General features: G+C 48.1%; 15 protein-coding genes. 7 read left to right on the forward strand and 8 right to left on the reverse strand.

Annotation, left to right across the window (positions count from 1 at the left end):
- Positions 1–62 precede the first annotated feature (62 nt).
- Positions 63–3,464 (reverse strand): PA14 domain-containing protein, encoded by a 3,402-nt coding sequence (locus V1501_RS19665; RefSeq protein WP_409290563.1) that lies wholly within the window; start codon positions 3,462–3,464, stop codon positions 63–65.
- Between the two features lie 378 nt (positions 3,465–3,842).
- On the opposite strand from V1501_RS19665, the gene V1501_RS19670 reads away from it, so the two are divergent.
- The 5 genes from V1501_RS19670 (at position 3,843) to V1501_RS19690 (ending at position 9,582) form a co-directional block, all read left to right on the forward strand.
- Positions 3,843–4,877, forward strand: a complete 1,035-nt coding sequence (locus V1501_RS19670) for a DUF6270 domain-containing protein (RefSeq protein WP_409290564.1) — start codon at positions 3,843–3,845, stop codon at positions 4,875–4,877.
- A gap of 181 nt (positions 4,878–5,058) precedes the next feature.
- Complete coding sequence (locus V1501_RS19675) at positions 5,059–6,096, forward strand: LysM peptidoglycan-binding domain-containing protein (RefSeq protein WP_409290565.1); 1,038 nt, start codon at positions 5,059–5,061, stop codon at positions 6,094–6,096.
- A 270-nt stretch (positions 6,097–6,366) separates the two neighbouring features.
- The gene (locus tag V1501_RS19680; RefSeq protein ID WP_409290566.1) at positions 6,367–7,788 is read left to right on the forward strand and encodes an MBOAT family O-acyltransferase; all 1,422 of its coding nucleotides are present in this window, start codon (positions 6,367–6,369) and stop codon (positions 7,786–7,788) included.
- A gap of 30 nt (positions 7,789–7,818) precedes the next feature.
- Positions 7,819–9,015, forward strand: a complete 1,197-nt coding sequence (locus V1501_RS19685; protein WP_409290567.1) for a DHHW family protein — start codon at positions 7,819–7,821, stop codon at positions 9,013–9,015.
- A 162-nt stretch (positions 9,016–9,177) separates the two neighbouring features.
- Positions 9,178–9,582 carry a hypothetical protein gene (locus V1501_RS19690; RefSeq protein WP_409290568.1) on the forward strand — a complete coding sequence of 135 codons (405 nt, stop codon included), beginning with the start codon at positions 9,178–9,180 and terminating at the stop codon, positions 9,580–9,582.
- 102 nt (positions 9,583–9,684) lie between these two features.
- Here V1501_RS19690 and V1501_RS19695 read toward each other — a convergent pair whose 3' ends face one another.
- The 4 genes from V1501_RS19695 to V1501_RS19710 all read right to left on the reverse strand — a co-directional run bounded on the left by V1501_RS19695 (position 9,685) and on the right by V1501_RS19710 (position 12,163).
- On the reverse strand, positions 9,685–9,948 hold the full coding sequence (locus V1501_RS19695) for an IDEAL domain-containing protein (RefSeq protein ID WP_409290569.1): 264 nt from the start codon (positions 9,946–9,948) through the stop codon (positions 9,685–9,687).
- 431 nt (positions 9,949–10,379) lie between these two features.
- Positions 10,380–10,523 carry a hypothetical protein gene (locus V1501_RS19700; protein ID WP_409290570.1) on the reverse strand — a complete coding sequence of 48 codons (144 nt, stop codon included), beginning with the start codon at positions 10,521–10,523 and terminating at the stop codon, positions 10,380–10,382.
- A gap of 37 nt (positions 10,524–10,560) precedes the next feature.
- Entirely contained in the window at positions 10,561–11,616 is a 1,056-nt protein-coding gene (locus tag V1501_RS19705; protein WP_409290571.1) for a DUF4030 domain-containing protein, read from the reverse strand.
- Positions 11,606–12,163, reverse strand: coding sequence for a sigma-70 family RNA polymerase sigma factor (locus tag V1501_RS19710; protein ID WP_409290572.1), 558 nt, complete (start codon positions 12,161–12,163; stop codon positions 11,606–11,608). Before V1501_RS19710 ends, V1501_RS19705 begins: the two co-directional genes overlap by 11 nt.
- A 276-nt stretch (positions 12,164–12,439) precedes the next feature.
- Between V1501_RS19710 and V1501_RS19715 the strand changes: the two genes are divergently transcribed.
- On the forward strand, positions 12,440–14,647 hold the full coding sequence (locus V1501_RS19715; RefSeq protein WP_409290573.1) for a transglycosylase domain-containing protein: 2,208 nt from the start codon (positions 12,440–12,442) through the stop codon (positions 14,645–14,647).
- A 99-nt stretch (positions 14,648–14,746) separates the two neighbouring features.
- On the opposite strand, the gene V1501_RS19720 is transcribed toward V1501_RS19715, so the two are convergent.
- Positions 14,747–15,286 (reverse strand): GNAT family N-acetyltransferase, encoded by a 540-nt coding sequence (locus V1501_RS19720; RefSeq protein ID WP_409290574.1) that lies wholly within the window; start codon positions 15,284–15,286, stop codon positions 14,747–14,749.
- Positions 15,287–15,396: 110 nt separating this feature from the next.
- Here V1501_RS19720 and V1501_RS19725 point away from each other — a divergent pair, with 110 nt between their 5' ends.
- A complete protein-coding gene (locus V1501_RS19725) occupies positions 15,397–16,341 on the forward strand; it encodes an LCP family protein (protein ID WP_409290575.1) in 945 nt (314 codons plus the stop codon).
- Positions 16,342–16,387: 46 nt separating this feature from the next.
- Here V1501_RS19725 and V1501_RS19730 read toward each other — a convergent pair whose 3' ends face one another.
- On the reverse strand, positions 16,388–17,281 hold the full coding sequence (locus V1501_RS19730; protein ID WP_409290576.1) for an accessory Sec system S-layer assembly protein: 894 nt from the start codon (positions 17,279–17,281) through the stop codon (positions 16,388–16,390).
- Positions 17,268–19,673 carry an accessory Sec system translocase SecA2 gene (gene secA2 / locus V1501_RS19735; protein WP_409290577.1) on the reverse strand — a complete coding sequence of 802 codons (2,406 nt, stop codon included), beginning with the start codon at positions 19,671–19,673 and terminating at the stop codon, positions 17,268–17,270. The genes V1501_RS19730 and secA2 overlap by 14 nt, the downstream gene beginning before the upstream one ends.
- Positions 19,674–19,733: the final 60 nt, after the last annotated feature.

Raw genomic sequence — 19,733 nt, forward strand, 5'->3', positions numbered from 1 at the left:
TAGCGGCTGCCCCCCTATTGAAAAAGCTGTCCCATGACGATGGGACAGCTTTTTCGGTGTGTTTATTGATACAGCGGTATGTCGTATACGGCTGTGTAGTTCTCGAGGGTGCCGTAGAGGCGGTAGAAGCCCGAGGTCTGCTTGTAGGCCCATCCAATATCTGATGCGTATTGGTGGGTGGCAGGCGCCGCGGGGTTCCATCTCATTTTATACAGCGTATCCTGTCCTTGGGCCACATAGTTTTCAGCCACGAACTTTGCTCCGCCGATGATGGCTTTGTCAACTGTGGTCCAGCCCTCAATGAAGGCTTTTCTTGTGCCGCACGTGAGCGCGCAGCTGTCAAGGGCCCCGATTCCGTACATATTATAAACGATGGCATCATAACTTGCGGCGGTCGAGCTCAGGATGGTCAGCAGCGGGTATCCGTCACTTCCGTAGATCACCTGTCCGCTTGAGTTCCGCTGCTTTTGAACCTTTACGCCCGTCGCAAGCTGGGAGCCGCCATTTCCTGTCTCAAGGAGTGCATGCGAAATCAGGTAAACTTCATTAATATTATACGTCTGGCTTGCCTGCTGGAAGGTTGCTGCCTTTCCTTTTAAAACGCCGGTGCTTGAGGTGAGGATCTTTTCGTTTATTTCATAAGCATTCGTCCCGGCACTTCCAGAGAGCTTCAAGAACTGGAATTTCGCTGAAGCGCTTCCGGTGAAATTCTCCGGAGTCAGATAATACTTCACATCCTCAGGGCTTGCTGTTTTCCATGTCAGCGGCAGACTGATTTTATACCAATATCCGCCGTCTGAGGCTTTAATTTTGTCTGAAAGGATGGTGATTTTCTGCTTATCTGTCAGCTTGGCCATTACCCAGTATTCTGTCCCTGCCCCGCCGCGCACATTCCACGGTCCTCCAGAAACGGTTCCTACTTTGGCAGTTGTTCCGGATATGGAAGAGAAAGCCATGGCACTTACATATGCATCATATTTTCTATCTGTCTGCGGATTCACCTTCACCTGCTTATCGACCGCAGATTGAAGCGTATAATTATAATTCGTATACGTAGTCGTGGTCTTGATGGATACTTGTTCGATATTTAGGACCATTACTGCTTTGTAGCCCGCTTCATAGTATTCCACTTCCACCAGATGCTCCCCTGCGGACAGAGTCACATCCTTATTAATGACATGGGATCCTGTGGTCCACATATCCACCTGCGTGACGCCGTCCACCTTGATACGAACACCATCATCTGCAGTTCCGGACAGCTTGTACTTGCCGGCGGCCGGGACCGCGATCTTCCTGCTGTACTTCGCAGAGAAATGATCAGCCGGTATACCGGCAGCCGGGGAGGCTGTTCCCCAGTTGAAGTTCAGACTCTGATGGGCTGTCTCAACAGGCGTGCCTGTCAGATTGGCTGCTGGATAATACAGAGCGGTCCATTCAGTGAAATTCGCAGGCGGCCTGACGGCTCCGGCTGCCTTATTCACATCAACCTTGATTTTGGCAGATAAGCCTTTTTCAAAATACTCGACTCGGATGGTATGAGGTCCTGTTTTTAACGCGATCTTTTTATTGAAGGCGTTATTTGTCCCCGTTTTCCAGAGATCGACCTGCTTGATGTTGTCCACATAGATACGGATTCCATCATCGGCGGTTCCGGAGATCACATAATCCCCGCCGGCTGGCACGCTGATTTTACGCTGAAATACCGCTGTGAAATTGTCAGCCGGTATGCCTGAAATCGGTGCCGCATTGCTCCAGGAATAATTCAATCCAGCTGCCGTCCGGTATACCGGGGTGCCTGAAAAATTCGCGGAAGGATAGTAAGCTTCTGTCCAGTATGCCGTTGAAAGAGCAGGCACTTTCTGCTTTATATCCACTTTTACTTTGGCAAACAAGCCTTTTTCAAAATACTCGACTTTGACGGTATGAAGACCCGCTGCCAAAGTTATCGTTTTATTGAACGTATTATTCGTCCCGGTTTTCCACAGATCCACCTGCTTAACGTTGTCCACATAGATGCGGATTCCATCATCAGCGGCACCAGAAATCACATACTCGCTTTTCACTGGCACGTTAATCTTCTTTTCATACCGGGCAGTAAAGTTATCTGCAGGAATCCCGGAAATCGGCGCCGCGGCACCCCAAGAATAATTCAAACTCTTCACTGTGCGGTACTTGGGCATTCCGGTGAAGCCCGTGCTTGGATAATAAGTCTCCACCCAGCTGTCAGCTGTAACTGCAGGCGCTGTGGCAATGCGGTCTACATTTACCTTCAATTTGGCATTATACCCTTTTTCAAAGTATTCAACTTTAATTGTGTGGGGAACAGCTGCCAGATAAATTTCCTTATTAAAAGTATTATTCGTGCCTGACTTCCAGAGGTCTATCTGTTTGACTCCGTCCACATAAATGCGGATGCCGTCATCAGCCGTACCAGATATTAAATACTTACCGGCTGTCGCGGGTTTGATAATCTTTTGATACCTGGCCGTAAAATTGTCGCCCGGAATACCGGCGGCCGGTCTTCCCGTCCCCCAGGAATAATTCAGGGATTTAACAGTGCGGTAGAAAGGGGTACCGGCAAAGTCTGCACCAGGATAATAGGCCTCTGTCCAGTATTCTGTGCTTGTCACAGGTGCAGCGGCAGGCACTGCGTTTTTCTCAAAATCTACTTTTATCTTAGAATAATAGCCTTTTTCAAAATACTCGACACGGATCACATGCAGGCCGGCACTCAGGTTTATATCCCGGCTGAAGGCATTGTTGGTGCCTGATTTCCAGAGATCCACTTGTTTAATGTTATCCACATAAATCCGGATGCCGTCATCGGCGGTCCCTGAAAGCTTATATGTTCCAGGTGTGGCGGCATTCACCTTCTTTTGATATACAGCTGTGAAATTGTCCTTTGGTATGGAAGCTGCCGGTGAGCCGGATCCCCAATTGTATTGAACAGCAGCTGTGGTTTGAAAGAGCGGGGTGCCGCTGAAGTCAGGGGTCTGATAGTAAGCCGCCAGCCACTTGTCCGCAGGGATATCCGGAACAGGCTGCAGATCGACCTTGATGCTTGATCTGTATTTCTTCTCATAATAGTTGACCGTAATTACATGAGGTCCTGCGCTTAACGTAATCTCTTTATTAAAAAAATGTACTCCATCGGTCCAGGTGTTCACCTGAACCCTGCCATCCACCCAGATGCGGATACCGTCATCTGCCTTTCCTGACAGCAGGTATTTAGTAGAGTTGGAGAGTGTAATTTTCTTAGTAAAAAGAGCAGAATAATTGTCGCCTGGAATTTTAGAATCCGGCGAGCCGTATGCCCAATCAAAATCCAGCTTGTCCACGGTTGTTTTAACTGGTGTCCCCTGCCGGTCAGGCAGCGGATAATATGAAGCGTTCCACGGGGTTTCACTGGCCGAAGCATTCGAACCCGAGAAAATGAGAGCAAAAAATAATCCTAAACTAATCACAAACCAAGCAGCAGCAGAATATTTAATCTTGATAAGCCAACAATCCTCCCTATGACAAATTATCCTAAAATGTTACATAATTCCTATTATGCAAAAAATTACATAAATTGTGAACACTGGTTACCAAAAAGGTTCCAAATACCTAGTTTCATATACGAAGGAAACGGGTATTTAACCATGGGACAGACTGGGGACGTTCACTATTTTCCAGGCGAAAAACCCTTGCGTCGTGCGGGACAGACCGGGCAGTCCCCCATTTCCCAAGCGGGGTCTTTGTCCAGTTGCATATAAAAGTGTGTATGGGTACACTAGGTTTGTTAGAGCATTTCATCTACATATATCGACACTATGACGCAGAAGTTAAGGAGTTTTTTACTTATGAGCCATAATATGAGTGTGGCAGTGCTTGGAAGTTGTGCAACTCGGGATAACTTTAATTCCCGTTTCAACGAGAATTACAAGGATTTTTATGAGTGTGTGCTGACGCAGAATCAGACTTCGATCATCAGCCTGATGTCTGAGCCCGCTGTGTTTGCCGAGGAAGACCTTGGAGAATTGAGCGATTATCAGAAATGGAATGTAAGAACTGATTTAAATAAGGAATTCCTGAGATTGCTGAAGGAACAGCAGCCGGAATACTTGATTCTCGATTTTTTTGCCGATATTCACTTTGGATGCCTTGAGCTGAACGAGAACCGGTACATCACGAACAACCGCTGGATGGTGTGGAAGACTCCTTTTTACAAAGCACTTAAAGAGAGCGGCGGGTTGAAGGAACTCAAGCTTGAGAAGAATACAGAGGAATATTTGTATCTATGGAAAAAAAGCATAGACTCCCTTGGTGAATTCATCCGATCTGAAGTGCCAAACTGCAAAGTCATTATACATAAAGCAAGAAACGTAGAATTCTTCCTCAAAAAGGGAGAATCCAAAAGATATATTAAATTGAGCGATTCCGGCAGGGTGGCGCGGATCGATGTGAAACAAATGAACAAGCTGTGGAATACAATGGATGAATACGCTGCCGCTGCCCTCCAGGCAAGGACCATAGCGGTGAAAAGCCTCTTCACCTACGAAAAGCATCCATGGGGTCCCTTTTATGTTCACTACACGAAGGAATATTACCGCGAGTTCCTGGCCCAGCTCCATCAGATCGTATTACAAGATTCAGAGCGGCAGCTGCTGTCTGATTCAGTTTCTGTGACTCTTCCCCAGGAGATTCAGCAGGACCTTGAAACATCCAGGCGCTTTCAAAGACTGACAGGGACCTGGGACCATTTAATCAAGCCCAAGCCGGTACCGGAGCCAGCACCGGCATCCCCTTCCTTCCCCTCCAGAATGCAGGAGAAGCTGAAACGAAATGGCATCGTCCGGTTCATTTATAACAAATATAGAGCCCGTTCCGGGAAATAGGGGAGAGTCCTCCATTTCCCGGATATTTCCCAGACAATATATGACAACCAGGAGCAGCGGATGCTGTTCTTTTTTGTATGAAAAAAATCCTTTATGCTGTTTTGTAACGAAAATGTAATATTACTGTTATGGGATATTATGTAGAATGATGTAAAATGAGTAAATTTTAGGGGTGGAGTTTTTGAAAAAGACGATTGCGGCATTGACTGCTTCTATTATTATATCAGGCAGTTTGGTTCCTTCTGGCTTAGCAGCTTCCTATAAGGTGAAGAGCGGCGACACTCTCAGCAGGATCGCCCAGAATAACGGTGTGACAGTTGCGCAGCTGAAGGAAATGAACAAGCTGAAAACCGACGCCATTTTCCTTGGCCAGACGCTTCAGGTTCCGGATAAGAAGCCGGCTGCTAAACCTGCTCCTAAACCTGCCGCACCCAAACAGACGGTCTATACGGTCGTAAAGGGCGACTCTCTTGATAAAATTGCGCGGAAATATAAAACCACGGTATCCAGCCTGAAAAAGTGGAACAGCCTGGAGAACGACACCATCAAGCCCGGCCAAAAACTTAAGGTCACGGCACCAGCTGCTAAACCTGCTCCAAAGCCGGCTGTAAAGCCCGCTCCAAAACCGGTACAGCCCTCAAAAACACCATCTGTAAACTATGAAGTCCAGCCCGGTGACAGCCTCTGGCTGATTTCGTCCAAATACGGCGTAACCACAGCAGAGCTCATTCAGGCCAACAAGCTGAAGACCGAAAGCATCCAGGCGGGACAAAAGCTTGTAATCCCGAATCCTAAGAAGGCACCTGCAGCTCCTGCGAAACCTCCTGCCAAGCCGACAGGAACACAAGCCGCAAATATCCAGCTGGCCATAGACGAAGGACATAAATACTTAGGAGTTCCCTATTTGTACGGCGGCTCCACTCCTGCAGGCTTCGACTGCAGCGGATTTGCATATTACATATTCAGCCAATCAGGCTTTGACATCAAGCGTACAAGCTCTGCAAACTACTTCAGCCAGGGCCGGACGGTAGCACAGCCCCAGGCCGGCGACTTTATTTTCTTTTCGCCAAGCCCCGGCTCGCCAAGCATCACTCACATGGGAGTCTATATCGGGGACGGCCAGTTCATCCATGCCGACTCCACCAGGGGAATCACCATCACTTCGACAGAAGTCTCCTATTTCAAAACAAGGTTCCTCGGCTATAAGAGATTATTTTAAAACCAACTTTAAGAGGCGTCCCACAAGGGTCTGGCTCCCTCTTTTTGTCACCGCATAAGGAAGGTCAATCCGGCCTGCCCGCGTGTGACTAAAGGGACCCGGCCCTTTGCTTTTAGGGACAGCCCTTACTTAACAGCCTTTTTCCTCTCCCTGCCAATTTCCTGCTATTGCTTGTCTAACACATATTTAGCTAGTAGAATAATGAAGTTGACTTGTAAGCGGAACACTAGATGAAACAAACGACTAATTAATGTAGGAAGGTTTTTTACTATGTTATTCAGCTCAACCGTTTTCCTTTTTCTATTTTTGCCAGTTGTACTTGTTGTTTATTACATACTGCCACGGGCATTCAAGAACACCTGGCTTCTTGGGGTGAGCCTTGCCTTTTACGCATGGGGCGAGCCTGAATTCCTGCCAATCATGCTGTTCTCCATCGCGATCAACTATGTGTTCGCCATCATCGTTGATAAAAAGCGCGAGAGCAAAACAGCGGTCAGATGGATCCTGGCTGTGGCGGTCATCTCCAACCTGACGCTGCTGGGCTACTTTAAATATGCAGGTTTTATCGTTGAAAATGTGAACAGCCTGTTCGGAACGGATTATGCCAATCCGAATGTACCGCTGCCGCTCGGGATTTCCTTTTATACCTTCCAGGCAATCAGCTATGTGATCGACGTATACCGCCGCGACGGCGGAGTTCAGAAGAATCCAATCAATATGGCGCTCTATAAGTCTCTCTTTCCACAGCTGATCGCAGGTCCGATTGTACGCTACCAGACGGTATCCGATCAAATCAAGGACCGGAAAGAAACTTTTGAGAAATTCGCCTACGGAACCAAGCGTTTCATCATCGGACTTGGAAAAAAGATGTTCCTTGCGAACAACTGCGGCTGGGTGGCTGATCAGGTGTTTTCCCAGAACCCTGACGAAATATCGATGGGGCTTGCCTGGATCGGGATCATCGCCTACTCTCTTCAGATTTACTTTGATTTCTCCGGATACTCCGACATGGCGATTGGACTTGGAAAAATGTTCGGCTTTGATTTCCTTGAAAACTTTAACTATCCATATATCTCCCGTTCTGTAGCAGAATTCTGGAGAAGATGGCATATATCACTCGGCACCTGGTTCCGTGATTATCTGTATATCCCGCTTGGCGGAAGCCGCGTGTCTGAATGGAAGGTTTACCGGAATCTCGCTGCCGTCTGGTTCGCCACCGGCATCTGGCACGGGGCGAGCTGGACCTTCATCGCATGGGGCGTCTATTATGGCGTGTTCATCATGCTTGAGAGAGCATTCCTTGGAAAGCTCCTTAAAAAATGGCCGGTATTCATCCAGCACATCTATGCGCTTCTCGTGGTTATCGCCGGATGGGTATTCTTCCGGGCTGAAACCTTTACGTATGCCATCGGTTATTACAAGGCGATGCTCGGCTTGAATGGAGCCGGCATTTGGAGTGCGGACGCAGGGTATTATTTCTCACAGTACGGAATCCTGATTCTGCTCGCAATCATCGGCGCCACTCCGCTTTTAGTCACCATCAATAAAAGCGTGCTTGAGAAACGACCGACTCTGTACACCAGGACCGCCTGGGATATCGGCAAAACCGGCTTTTACCTGCTGGTAATGGCAATCGGCATCGTCTCTGTCGTCGCCAACACTTTCAATCCGTTCATTTACTTCCGCTTCTAGACCTAAAAAGATGGGAGGTTACCGACAAACATGAAGCATGCTTTATCGAATTACATTGTAACTGGAGTTTTCCTTTTGATCATTGCCGTTTTCACCATCTGGACATGGTCAGCGAAGGACCTTAAGCTCTCTGTCCTAGAAAACCGGAATCTAACGCAGAGGCCGGATGCCAATGTGGAATCCGTCATTTCCGGGGACTATACAAAACGCTTTGAATCGTATTATAACGACCAGTTCCCAACGCGCGAGCGCTTTGTGGAAATTAACTCGAAAATTAATAAATATGTGCTCCGCCAGGATGTCGTCCGGAACGTTTACGTTCACAAGGACGGCTACCTCCTGAGCCCGGTCAAGGAAGGCAAGGATTCAGATGCCGAGAAGATTGCGGGCAAAATCAACACCTTCACAGAAAAAGCCAAGGAACTGGGCGCAGACACATACTTCACGCTCATGCCAAACAAGTCAACTACCATGGAAGACAAATTTCCGGGCTATTTCCCCAGCTTCGGCAAAAAAAATACGGCACAGCTCATGAAGAAAATCAGCCCATCCGCCCACCCGGTCAACCCTTTGCTGACAGTCCAGTCGCATCTGGACAAAGGGAATATGTATTTTTACAGCGACCACCACTGGAAAGCAAAAGCCGCCTTCTATGCCTATCAGGATGTTATGGCAAAAATGGCTGAGGATGACCCTGCCGTCGGAGCTCCCCGCAAATTCGATGATTATGAATGGAAGGAAGAAGGCAAGCCCTTCTACGGGTCAGATGCAAGGACCACCACGAAGGCTTATGTAAAGAAGCATGACACAGTAACAGTGGCCACACCTAAATTCAGCGAAGAAAAAATCAATGTCTGCTATAACGCTGTCTGTGACCGCGGTTTTTACAATATGGACTTGCTTGACCGGGATGAATTGTACACCAACCGGTACGGCGCTTATCTGGGCGGCGACCATCCGGAAACAGCGATCTATAATCCGAACAAAAAGGGCCAGACGCTCCTGATCATCAAAGATTCCTATGCCAATGCTGCCATCCAGTTCTTTGCCCGGCATTTTGAGGAAACACGGGTGCTCGATCTTCGCCATTACAAGAAAATGAATGTAGAACAATATATCAAAACCTATGAAGTGGATAAAATCATTATCCTGCACAATGTAAATTCCATCTATGTCACACCAAGTTTGACCAACTATGAACATCCTGGCATGGGAGAAAACCAGTAACCATCCAATAATGGTATGTTTTGACATTGTTTTAAAATATTTTTTATACTAAATTATATGAATAGACAGACTAATCTCATTTCATATAGAACCCTAGACATAGAAAAGATGGCTGCTGCAGGGATTCCCCCGCGGCCCATCTTGCTGTAATGGAGGAGTTAGATGATGGATCAAAACAAAGACCTTTTAGAACAGTTAAAAGCGCATCCGCCGAAAATCATCGGCGGATATAAAAAGCCGGGCTGGGCCCTGAAGGTTCTCGATAAAATCAGCAATGACGCCGCCGAGTACGAGTCAGACCGCTCTGCCGTCACAGCCAAAGCAATCCTTGAGGCAGCAGACAGCACCTACTATCCAGCCTTCCTCACCCTCGACCTGAACAACGGGGGGCAGATTGCCGGCGCTTACTTCATTTCAGAAAAAAATGAACAATTCGAGCTGCTGCCATTTGAACTCGCCAAAGAATTCATTCCTAAAGAAGAATCCAAGCTCACTCCATTCAAATACCGCACCCTCGAACAAATTGAAGGCGATGAATACCAGGCCAACTGGCCCGACTTCACCTGACAGCCCCTGCCTGCCCCCTCTCCGGGACAGGCTTTTTTTGTCCACAAAAAAAACTGCCTAACAACAGGTAATGTTAGACAGCCTAACTTATTATCATCTTTATCATAGGGCCTGTTCCCATCCTTCTGAAGTCAGTGCCATAAATCTTGCTTTATCTTTTTGCTCCAAAGCTTTATCAATCTCTTCATAACGTTTCGCCGCAAGGAATTCACTCTGCACCTTTTCGATAATTTTCGTAGCGCCATGAGTATATTCCGTTCTGGCCTGAGTCAAAATCTTCTTCGTCTTCAAAGCATCTTTATCCATTAAGTAATCAGACTGCAAATTGCCAAATTGATCACGGTTAGATTTGTATTCATGTTTCATAGGGGCTCACTGCCTTTCTGATAAAGGTATTTGTGATATAAATACCCCAATTTACAAAATAATAACATCATTTATATTTTTCGGTTAAGACTGTGTGAAAGTTTGCGGCACCTTTGCTTTTATAACAGAAGGGTGCGGCGGGCAAATCTTGGACCGGCAGCATCGTGGTTCCCGTTAAGAACGTGATTGGCGGGTAAACCCAGGGCGTCCGCGGTTCTCGTCCAAGAACGCTATTGGCGAGTAAATCCGCGTTTTTGGCGAGTAAATCTCGAGTTCGGCGAGTAAAATCAGATTTCCGCGAGTAAAGTTGCTTGCTTGGCGAGTAAATACCCCTTTTCGGCTAGTAAACTATGGAAACCGGCGAGTAACGGTGTTCAAAGGTCTTTTTTAAATACCCGCCGTGCCATGACTCCCGCCAAAATCACCTCATCTCAGGCAAAAACCATCCATTCCCATACCACAATCAGCAAAAAAGCCTTCCTTTCCAGCCCATAAGCGGCAAGCTGTACAAAAAGCGCTCCAGCCGCGTGCACCTTCAAAGCTGGCTGGCCCTTTATCACATACTCCTCCGCCAAAAAAACGGCCCCCCATAAGCGGGTGCCGCTTCCTTCTTCAATTCAGCCTCTTCTTATCTGAGCTCATAATCCAAATGCTGTACGAATCCCCCTTAACGAGTTCCTTCATCTCCGGACTTTGTAAAAATTCATGAATCAGCTTCTCCATATTCTGTCCGAATTCATCCGCATCTTTAGCTGTGCTTTTGATTTCGGTGCGGATGGAGATCTTCGGTTCAGGGTAAACGGTGTAGCCAATTCCTTTGGCATGGAAGTCTTTCTTGGCCATCAAGTCCTGGGCTATGGCAGAAATGACGGAGCTCCAGCGGTTGTCCTGTTCCCGTTTCGCAAGATTAATCTTCCGGATTTTGATTGGGTAAGGTTCTGCGTTATGCGCCTTCACCTCAGCCGCAATGGCCGCCTTCAGTTCCTCCACCCGTTTTTCCGTATCCGGAATTTCTACCTGGATGTCACGCACAACCTTTCCATCCGGTTTAAAGTCCCTGACGTATAAATCCATAATGTCGAAGCCGGCTTTCTTTAAACCTGCATGCAAGTCCTTCTCCAGCTCCTGACGCTTCATCTCTTTAGCATCCGGGGCTGGCTCTCTTTCCATGGCGCTTTGATCAAAGCGGTCGATAACAATTTTAAAAGCATCGTATCCTTGAGACTCCAGCGTTTTTTCAGCTAGCTTCCTAACGTCCCCCTTAATGCTGTCGTAATACTCCTTCGAGCCTTCGAGCTGGATGTGGAATTCTTTTTGCGGCTGATAGGAAACTCCGAGCCCGATGAATTTATAGTGCTTCTTTTCTAATTCCTTAACCATTAAATCATTGATGTCTTCCTTTTTAAACAGCAGCTTTAAATAAGGAATCTTGGAGGCCACATCGGCCATTACCGGTGAAACAAAGGCCGAACTGATGAACAAACCGAGCAGCAGGACGGCCGCCGCGCTGTAAACTCCGAGCCTCTTCATCATCCGCTTTCTTTTATTTTGCCGCATGCCGCCCGCAATTCCCGCTTTGATTCCGCTCTCGAGCTTCTCATCGAAAACCACATCCTGAAGGACGGTGTCTGTCATGCTTCCGCGCAGATTTTTCAATTTATCTTCCAAGCGAATCACCTCTCTCATACATGTCTTTTAATAGCTTTCGTCCGCGGTGCAGCCTTGTTTTTACGGTACCGGCACTGATTGAAAGGAGTGTGCTGATTTGATCGATGCTGTATTCCTCGAAGTAATACAGATAAATGACCTCCCTGTATTTGACCGGAAGGGACAGTACCCGTACCGAAAGCTCTCTGTCCTCCATTTTCTTTAAGACGGCAGCCTCGGGACTGTCTCCATCCGACCGGTGATCGTCAAACAAGGCTCCTGTTATTTTCCTGCTTCTGTATGACCAGGATTTCAGCACATCCTTGCATCGGTTTCCTGTAATCCGGTACAGCCAGGTTTTAATGGATGAATCTCCGCGGAAAGCATCCAGATTTTTATAGCAGCTGATAAAGACCTCCTGCGTTATATCCTCGGCAAGGCTTTTATCTTTTACGTAGGAATATGCCAGCCACAAGACACTCTGGCCATATTCCTTCATAATACTGTCAAATGTAATGTTGCCCTGATCGATCTTCTGTTCCTGATTACGCGCGCTTTGCATATTCATGCCGGCCTCCTTTCTCTACACATACAGACGACAGTTTGCCAGAATGGTTCCCTGCATATTATAAAAACTTGGAATCTATTGGTTTAAGAGGCGTACGATGAGGGTATGGGTAAATATTCATAGATACTATGAAGCTTCCTTTCTGCGTTCCATCTTCAGGGAAAAATCCTCCTAATTACTCATTTTAATACGTTATCACTGATTCTTCGAAGCTAATAGTATACAATGATTCTTTACACTTCCGCTTTACTTTGTAAAAAGGCAGGGAAATTCACCATGACAAAAACGTACTCCACACGCGAGGAGCGAAGGCTTGCCCAGCAGGCAGAGAAACAGAAGAAGAAAAAGAGAGGTTCTTTTTTTCGGAAACTGCTGATTGGCATGCTCGCTATTATCATACTTGGCCTGGGGGCCATTGGCAGCACAGGCTACGCCCTGATTCAGGACGTGCCGAAATTGAACGAGGCAAAGCTTAAGGATCCGCTTTCCTCGAAGTTTTATGATAAAAATGGCCGGTTCATCCATGAATACGGCAAACAGCAGCGTACGAAGATTTCGTATGATCAGATTCCAAAGGTACTGGAGCAGGCCATCATTGCTACAGAGGACAGCCGTTATTACTCCCATAAAGGAGTGGACGTCAAGCGGACGGCAAAAGCCATCATGGAAAACATCACAGGTAATTTCGGGGACCAGGGCGGCAGTACGATTACCCAGCAGGTAATCAAGAACTCCTTCCTTTCTCCTGAGAAAACCGTCAAGCGGAAGGTCCAGGAATGGTATTTAGCCTATAAGCTCGAGAAAAAATACAGCAAGGAAGAAATCCTCACCATGTATGTGAACAAGATCAATCTTGGGAACCATGCATACGGAGTGGCGGCTGCGGCCAGGAATTATTACGGCCTCGACGTGGCTGCTCTGGATAAAATGACACTTCCGCAGGCGGCCATGATTGCCGGGCTGACACAAAGCCCGAACAACTATGATCCAACCAGGCCAGAGAATGTCAAATCAGCGACCGAGCGCCGCAATATCGTCCTTTCGCTGATGAACAGACACGGTTATATTTCAAAAAAAGATATGGAAGATGCAAAAAAGGTTCCGGTCACACAGGGACTGGTCAAGAAAAAAGCTAATTCCGGAATGCCTTATGAAGCATTTCTCGATGGAGTGGTGCAGGAGATCGAGTCTCGCATGAAGGATGTGGACATCTCAACAGACGGACTGCAGATCTACACAACCCTTGATCCAGCCGCACAAAGCTATGCGGACCGGATTATCTCCGGGGAGCTGGTGAATTATCCGAACAGCCGCTTCCAGACGGCTTTTGCCTTCACCGATTCAAAGACTGGGGCCATCCGGGCAATCGGCAGCGGGCGGAATGAGAGTAAGACCAATTTCCGCGGCCATAACCTGGTCACGAGCATCAAGCGCCAGCCGGGTTCGACCTTCAAGCCTCTCTTTGACTATGGGCCGGCCATTGAATATCTGCAGTGGTCAACGTATCATCAGCTGAAGGATGAGCCGTATGAATATTCGACCGGCGATCCGATCCGGAATTATGATAAAAAATACAAAGGCACCATGAGCATCCGTAATGCCCTGATCGAATCGCGGAATGTGCCGGCACTGAAGACCCTTGAGGCAGTCGGCCTGGATCGGGCAAAGAAATTTACGCAGAACCTCGGCATTCCTTACAGCGGCGGACATGTTTATGAATCGTATGCCATCGGTTCAAATGCGGTTTCGCCAATCGCGATGGCCGGCGCTTATGGGGCATTTGCCAATGAAGGCGTCTATAACAAGCCTCATTTTGTGACGAAGGTTGTTATGCCGGATGGTAAAGTGATAGATTTCAAGCCTAAGAGCAAGAAAGTAATGAAAGATTATACCGCCTATATGGTAACCGACATGCTGCGCGGTGTGCTGAATGCCGACAACGGTACGGGCCGGCTTGCCCGGGTGGATGGCGTGGATATTGCCGGTAAGACCGGGACCACCAACTTCGATGAAAAGGTCGCAGCACAGTACGGCTATCCGGATGACGGCACCCGTGACAGCTGGTTTGCAGGCTACAGCAGCAAATACACCATGGCGGTCTGGACCGGGTACACCAAAAACGGAAGCGGAAATTATATGAACAAATGGGATACAAAGGTAGCCCATTATATCTTCCAGAGCATGATGCAGAAATTCGCAGGCGGAAGCAAGCCGTTCACACAGCCGCATTCCGTAGAGGAGATCCGGAAAGAGCTCTACGTAAAAGGCCACTATGACATGGTACCGCCAGCGCCAAAACCGAAAGCCAAACCAAAACCAAAAGCCAAACCAAAACCAAAGAAAACCGAAAATAAAAAAGCGGATAAAAAAGAAAACAAAAAAGCAGTTAACAAAGTTAAAAAAGAAAACAACAAAAAAGCGGAACCTGCGAAAAAGAAAGCAGAAAAACCAAAGCACGAGAAAAAGAATAAAAAGGAAAACTAGGGGCCTGACCCCATGTCCGGGAAAGGGGGACAGCCCCCTGTTTCCCGTTTATTCCACAAAGGAAAAACACTAACTGCTATTGCCTGCGGTTAGTGTTTTTTAGTGTGTGAGCGCTTGGTAGATGGAGTAGTCCACCTCACCCGAGATAGAGGCGAGACCCCCTGGGCACAGTTCCATGGCCATGAGGTATTCGGGCGCAGGAGGCAGGTTTTTTTTGGAGGCGTGCAGGCCGAATTCGGTGGAAGTCCTGAAACCAAACTGTCGGTAATAGCGATAGTCCCCCTCCACGATTACGGCCTTGTACCCCCTGCGGGCGGTTATTTCAAGGGCCGTCCCAACCATATGCCGGCCGATTCCCTGGCGCTGCCTGCTGGCTGCCACCGATACCGGCGAGAGCATCAAAACTTCCCCGCCCTGCCCGCCGCCGATCGGAAACCTTGAGAGCATCACATGCCCGGCAAGCGAGCCGTCCGCTTCAATCATCAGATCAAACTGAGGGAGATAATAGGGCTTTTCCCTGATTTCCCTGACAAGCGCCTTCTCCAATCGACCATCAGAATAGCTGGTATGCTTGAACACTTCATACACAAAATCCTCCGTGAGTTTGTATTCTTCTTTTCTTACCTGCCTCATTTCCATCCTCATCTCCCCCTATTCTATAATTGTAATCAAACCGTTATATGAAAAAATAGAAATTTGTGATTAAATTTATACTATGTGAAAAAAATTATCGGAGGATAAGAGAATTTATGGAAAGCCGGACTAGGAAGCAAAAGAAAGCACTCAAAAAGAAAGTGAAATACTTCCTGGCAGTATTGTTGACTGCCATTATCAGCCTCGCAGCATACGCTTCATACCAATACTACTCGGGCAGACAGTTAAGCATGGCGGATCACTCTGTCAAAAACGAAGACCCCGCTGCCGAATTCAACGGCCAGGAAAGTCCTAAGGGAAAGACCAATGTTCTCCTTTTGGGCGTCGATAAACGGGAAAAGCAGAATGGCTCCAATTCCGATACCATGATCATTGCCCAGTATGACTCGGACAATAATCTGGTAAAAATGGTTTCGCTTATGCGCGATATGTATGTACAGATACCAGGATACGAAGGCTATAAAAAACTGAATTCCTCATATCTGCTCGGCGGCCCGGAATTGACACGCCAGACGATCAAGCAGAACTTCGGAATCGACATCCAGTATTATGTTTCGGTTGATTTTAAAGGCTTTGAGAGAGTGGTCGACACCCTGGCGCCTGAGGGAATTGAAGTGAATGTAGAAAAGGCGATGAGCAAAAACATCGGCGTTTCCCTCCAGCCGGGCATTCAGAAGCTGCATGGAAAGGAACTGCTGGGCTATGCCCGCTTCCGCCATGATGCCCAGAGTGACTTTGGCAGAGTCAAACGGCAGCAGGAGGTCATCAAGCTTGTTTCTAATGAAATCCTGAGTACAAACGGGATGTTGAAAGCTCCCAAGCTATTAGGCACAATCCACCCCTACATTGAAACCAATATAAGCGACCTTAAGGGCATCGGCTATCTTAAGGATTTCCTGGTCCACCGTCCGGAAATCACGGAGACAATCTCACTGCCTGTTGCCGGATCTTTTACCAATGAGCGGGTACCTGTATTCGGAGATGTGCTGAAATACGATGAGACCGTGAACAGTGCAGCGATTGATTCGTTTCTCAACTAAAAAAGCAGGCATACAATTCTCCGATTGTATGCCTTTTTGCTGTATGCTATTCGCCCTTTGGCGGATATACCGTCCAGCTGCTTAAATCCGGATTCTGCTTCAGCATAACCGAGGCAGGGAAAACAAAGGTCCACGGCTTGCTGGTATTGGCTTTCACTTCAAAGTTATCCAGGGTGAATCCGCCGCGGCAGATGATATCGCCCGCCCCGTCTTCTACTTGAAGCGGAATCTGCTCGAGCTTGATGCCCCGGTCGCTTCCATTGCGGATCAGCACGGTCACTGCAAGAGCACCATCCGGCGCCGCAGCTGCCTCGATTCCCATGAAGTTGACCTCGCCTGCAGCAAGGCTCGGCAGCCCTTTGACAAGGCTTGTAAGTTTTTCACGCTGCAGCTCGGAAATCTGATCCTCCCAGCTTGCATCAAGATCGAGTATGTGGGACTCCTGGTCTGCCGGCTGCTTCAGTTCGAACGCCAGGGTCCATCCATCTCCATCTCCCGGTATATCCGGAATCAGTACATTGTCACTGATAAACAAAAACCGCCAAGGTGTGCAGGACATAGGGGGCAGTTCACCAAGATCTGTCAGGTCAAACTGCTGCCTGGCGAACGGACGCCCTTCTTTGTCGAGGAGCAAAAGGTCTGCCTGGCCGATTCCAAGCGGCTTTGAGACGGTGTTCCTGAGGAAGGCGGTGACAACCAGATCCCCGAAGAACTCGGTCAGCTTGATGCCGGTGATGGAGAGCTGGTTCGGCTCCAGGCCTTCCAGCTGCTGATGCTTGTACCGGAATACATAGCTCTCGGATGCACTCATCTCAAGATCCGGGTGGAAGTGGATGGATGTCTTGACTCCCCCGCTTCCGGCCGGTGTCTCCCGGATTTCTGCAGGCTGTTCTACAGGCTTCTCTTCCGCTTTTTTCTTTTTAAGTTTAAAAAGTGCCATCTTCTAGTTCTCCTTCTTCCTCATCTGCCGCTGCCTCATCAACCTCAAACTGACTTTTTACAAATTCCATGAAACGGAGCGTGATTCCGGACTCAATATTCACCATTAAGCCCCTGAACTCATGCAGCGCCTCTTTTTCAAACAGGATATAAGGATTTTCCTGGCCGTAGCTTCTGAGCTGCATGCCGTCCTTAATATGATTCATCGTCTCCAGGTGCTGAATCCAGTGATGGTCAATCTGCTGCAGCATGAACTGCTTCAGCTGGCGGCCAAGTTCTTCATCTCCCTGCAGGCTGAGCACGAACTGCTTCAGCTTCTGGAGCTGTGGCAGGAGCAGCGCTTCCGCCTCAGCAGGCTCCAAATCATCAATCTGTTCGAAGGTTATATCCAGGCTAAGGAAAATGTGGGACAGCTCTTCAAGCAGGCCCTTTTGGTTCCACTGCTCCGGATCTTCGGGGAAAGCTCTGTCGAACACCGCGCGCACATGTCCTTCCAGATAATCGAGGAGCTCAGAGAACATGTCAGCAGGCGGAAGCACAAGGATCCGGTTGCGCATGGAATACACTACCTTGCTCTGCTCATCCATGACGTTCTCAAGCTTCAAAAGGTGGCTCCTGGAGGAGTAGAACATGTTTTCAATGGTTTCCTGCACTTTTTTCACATATTTAAGCGGATCCGGCGATAAAACCAGTCCTGTTTCGTCTGTCTTCACTTTTTTCTCAAACTTCTGCTTTTCCTCTTCGTCATAATAGGTGAAAAGGTCATCCTCGAGGGAAATGATGAACTGCGTGCTGCCCGGGTCTCCCTGGCGCCCCGAACGGCCCCTCAGCTGCATGTCGATCCGGTTGCTCTCATGGCGCTCGGTGCCGATGATATGAAGTCCTCCAAGCTCACGGACACCCTCGCCGAGCATGATATCCGTCCCGCGGCCCGCCATATTGGTCGCAAGCATTACCCGGCCCTTCTGCCCTGCCATGGAAATGACCTTTGCTTCATCTTCTTCTGTTTTAGCGTTCAGAATCTGATGCTTGATTCCAGCCTTTTTCAAATGGCCGGAAAGTGTTTCAGACTGGGCGATGGATGTGGTTCCAATCAGCACGGGCCGTCCCTCGTCATTGAGGCGCTCCACTTCTGAAACGATTTTGTTGATTTTATCTTCCTTTTTTTTGTAGACCAGGTCGTCCGCATCCACTCTTTGAACGTCCTTGTTCGTTGGAATGGTCACGACCTTCAGGTTGTAGGTTTCCCAGAATTCAGCCTTTGATGGTGTGGCACTGCCTGTCATGCCGGAAAGTGTGCCGTAGAGGCGGAAGTAATTTTGGATGGTGATGGTGGCCTTTGTCTCATTTTCTTCAGAAATCTCCAGCCCCTCTTTGGCTTCAATCGCCTGGTGAAGGCCCTCGCTGAAGGTGCGCCCTTCCATCATCCTGCCTGTGAAGCCGTCAATGATCACGATTTTTCCGTCCTTGACGATATAATCCACATCACGGTTCATCACAACTTGGGCACGGAGCGACTGCATGATATGATGCAGAAGCTCCTGATGGTCGGCATCATACAGGTTATCTATGCCAAAGGCTTCCTCGATCTTGGCAGCACCCTTATCGAGCAGGAATGTCTGCCTGGTTTCGCTGAACAGCTCATAATCTACATCCTGCTCAAAGCGGCTCAGAAGATCTGCTGTTATGTAAAATAATTCAGCACCCTCGCTGTCCTTATCCGCAATAATAAGCGGCGTTTTCGCTTCATCAATCAGGATGGAATCCACTTCATCCACGATCGCATAGTGATGGCCCCGCTGAACTTTGTCCCCGATGTTATGGACCATATTATCGCGAAGGAAATCGAAGCCGAATTCTGTGCCGGTTCCGTAAGTGATATCCGCCTGGTAAGCTGTAAATTTCTCCTGCGGCTCCATGCCGGTGATGTTCAGGCCGACAGTCAGGCCGAGGAACTCATGAATCTGCCCCATCAGCTCTTTGTCGCGGCGGGCCAGATACTCATTGGCCGTAATAATATGCACACCCTTCCCCTCCAGGGCGTGGAGATAGCTCGGGAGCGTCGCAGCCAATGTCTTTCCTTCCCCAGTATTCATCTGGGCTATGCTTCCTTCATTCAGCACAAAACCGCCGATCAGCTGGACATCATAATGACGCAGCCCGATAACACGTCGGGCAGCCTCCCTTACCGCTGCGAACGCCTGTGACTGGATGTCCTTAAGCCTTTTCCCGGACTGCAGCAGCTCCTTGAATTCCAGGGTTTTATTTTTCAAGTCCTCATCAGACAGCTTTTCATATTGATTTTCTAACTTATTTACCTGAGCAGCCTGCTTATGTAATCTTTTCAGGTCTTTGGAACTGTCATTGAACAGTTCTTTTACTCTAGTGATCATTTTTATCGTCTCTCCTAATTTACCAATAAGTGTTTTACTAGTAGAATTATATCATAATAT

Origin of the sequence: Paraperibacillus esterisolvens (assembly GCF_046237625.1) — a bacterium.
Classification (GTDB): Bacteria; Bacillota; Bacilli; order Bacillales; family DSM-1321; genus Paraperibacillus; species Paraperibacillus esterisolvens.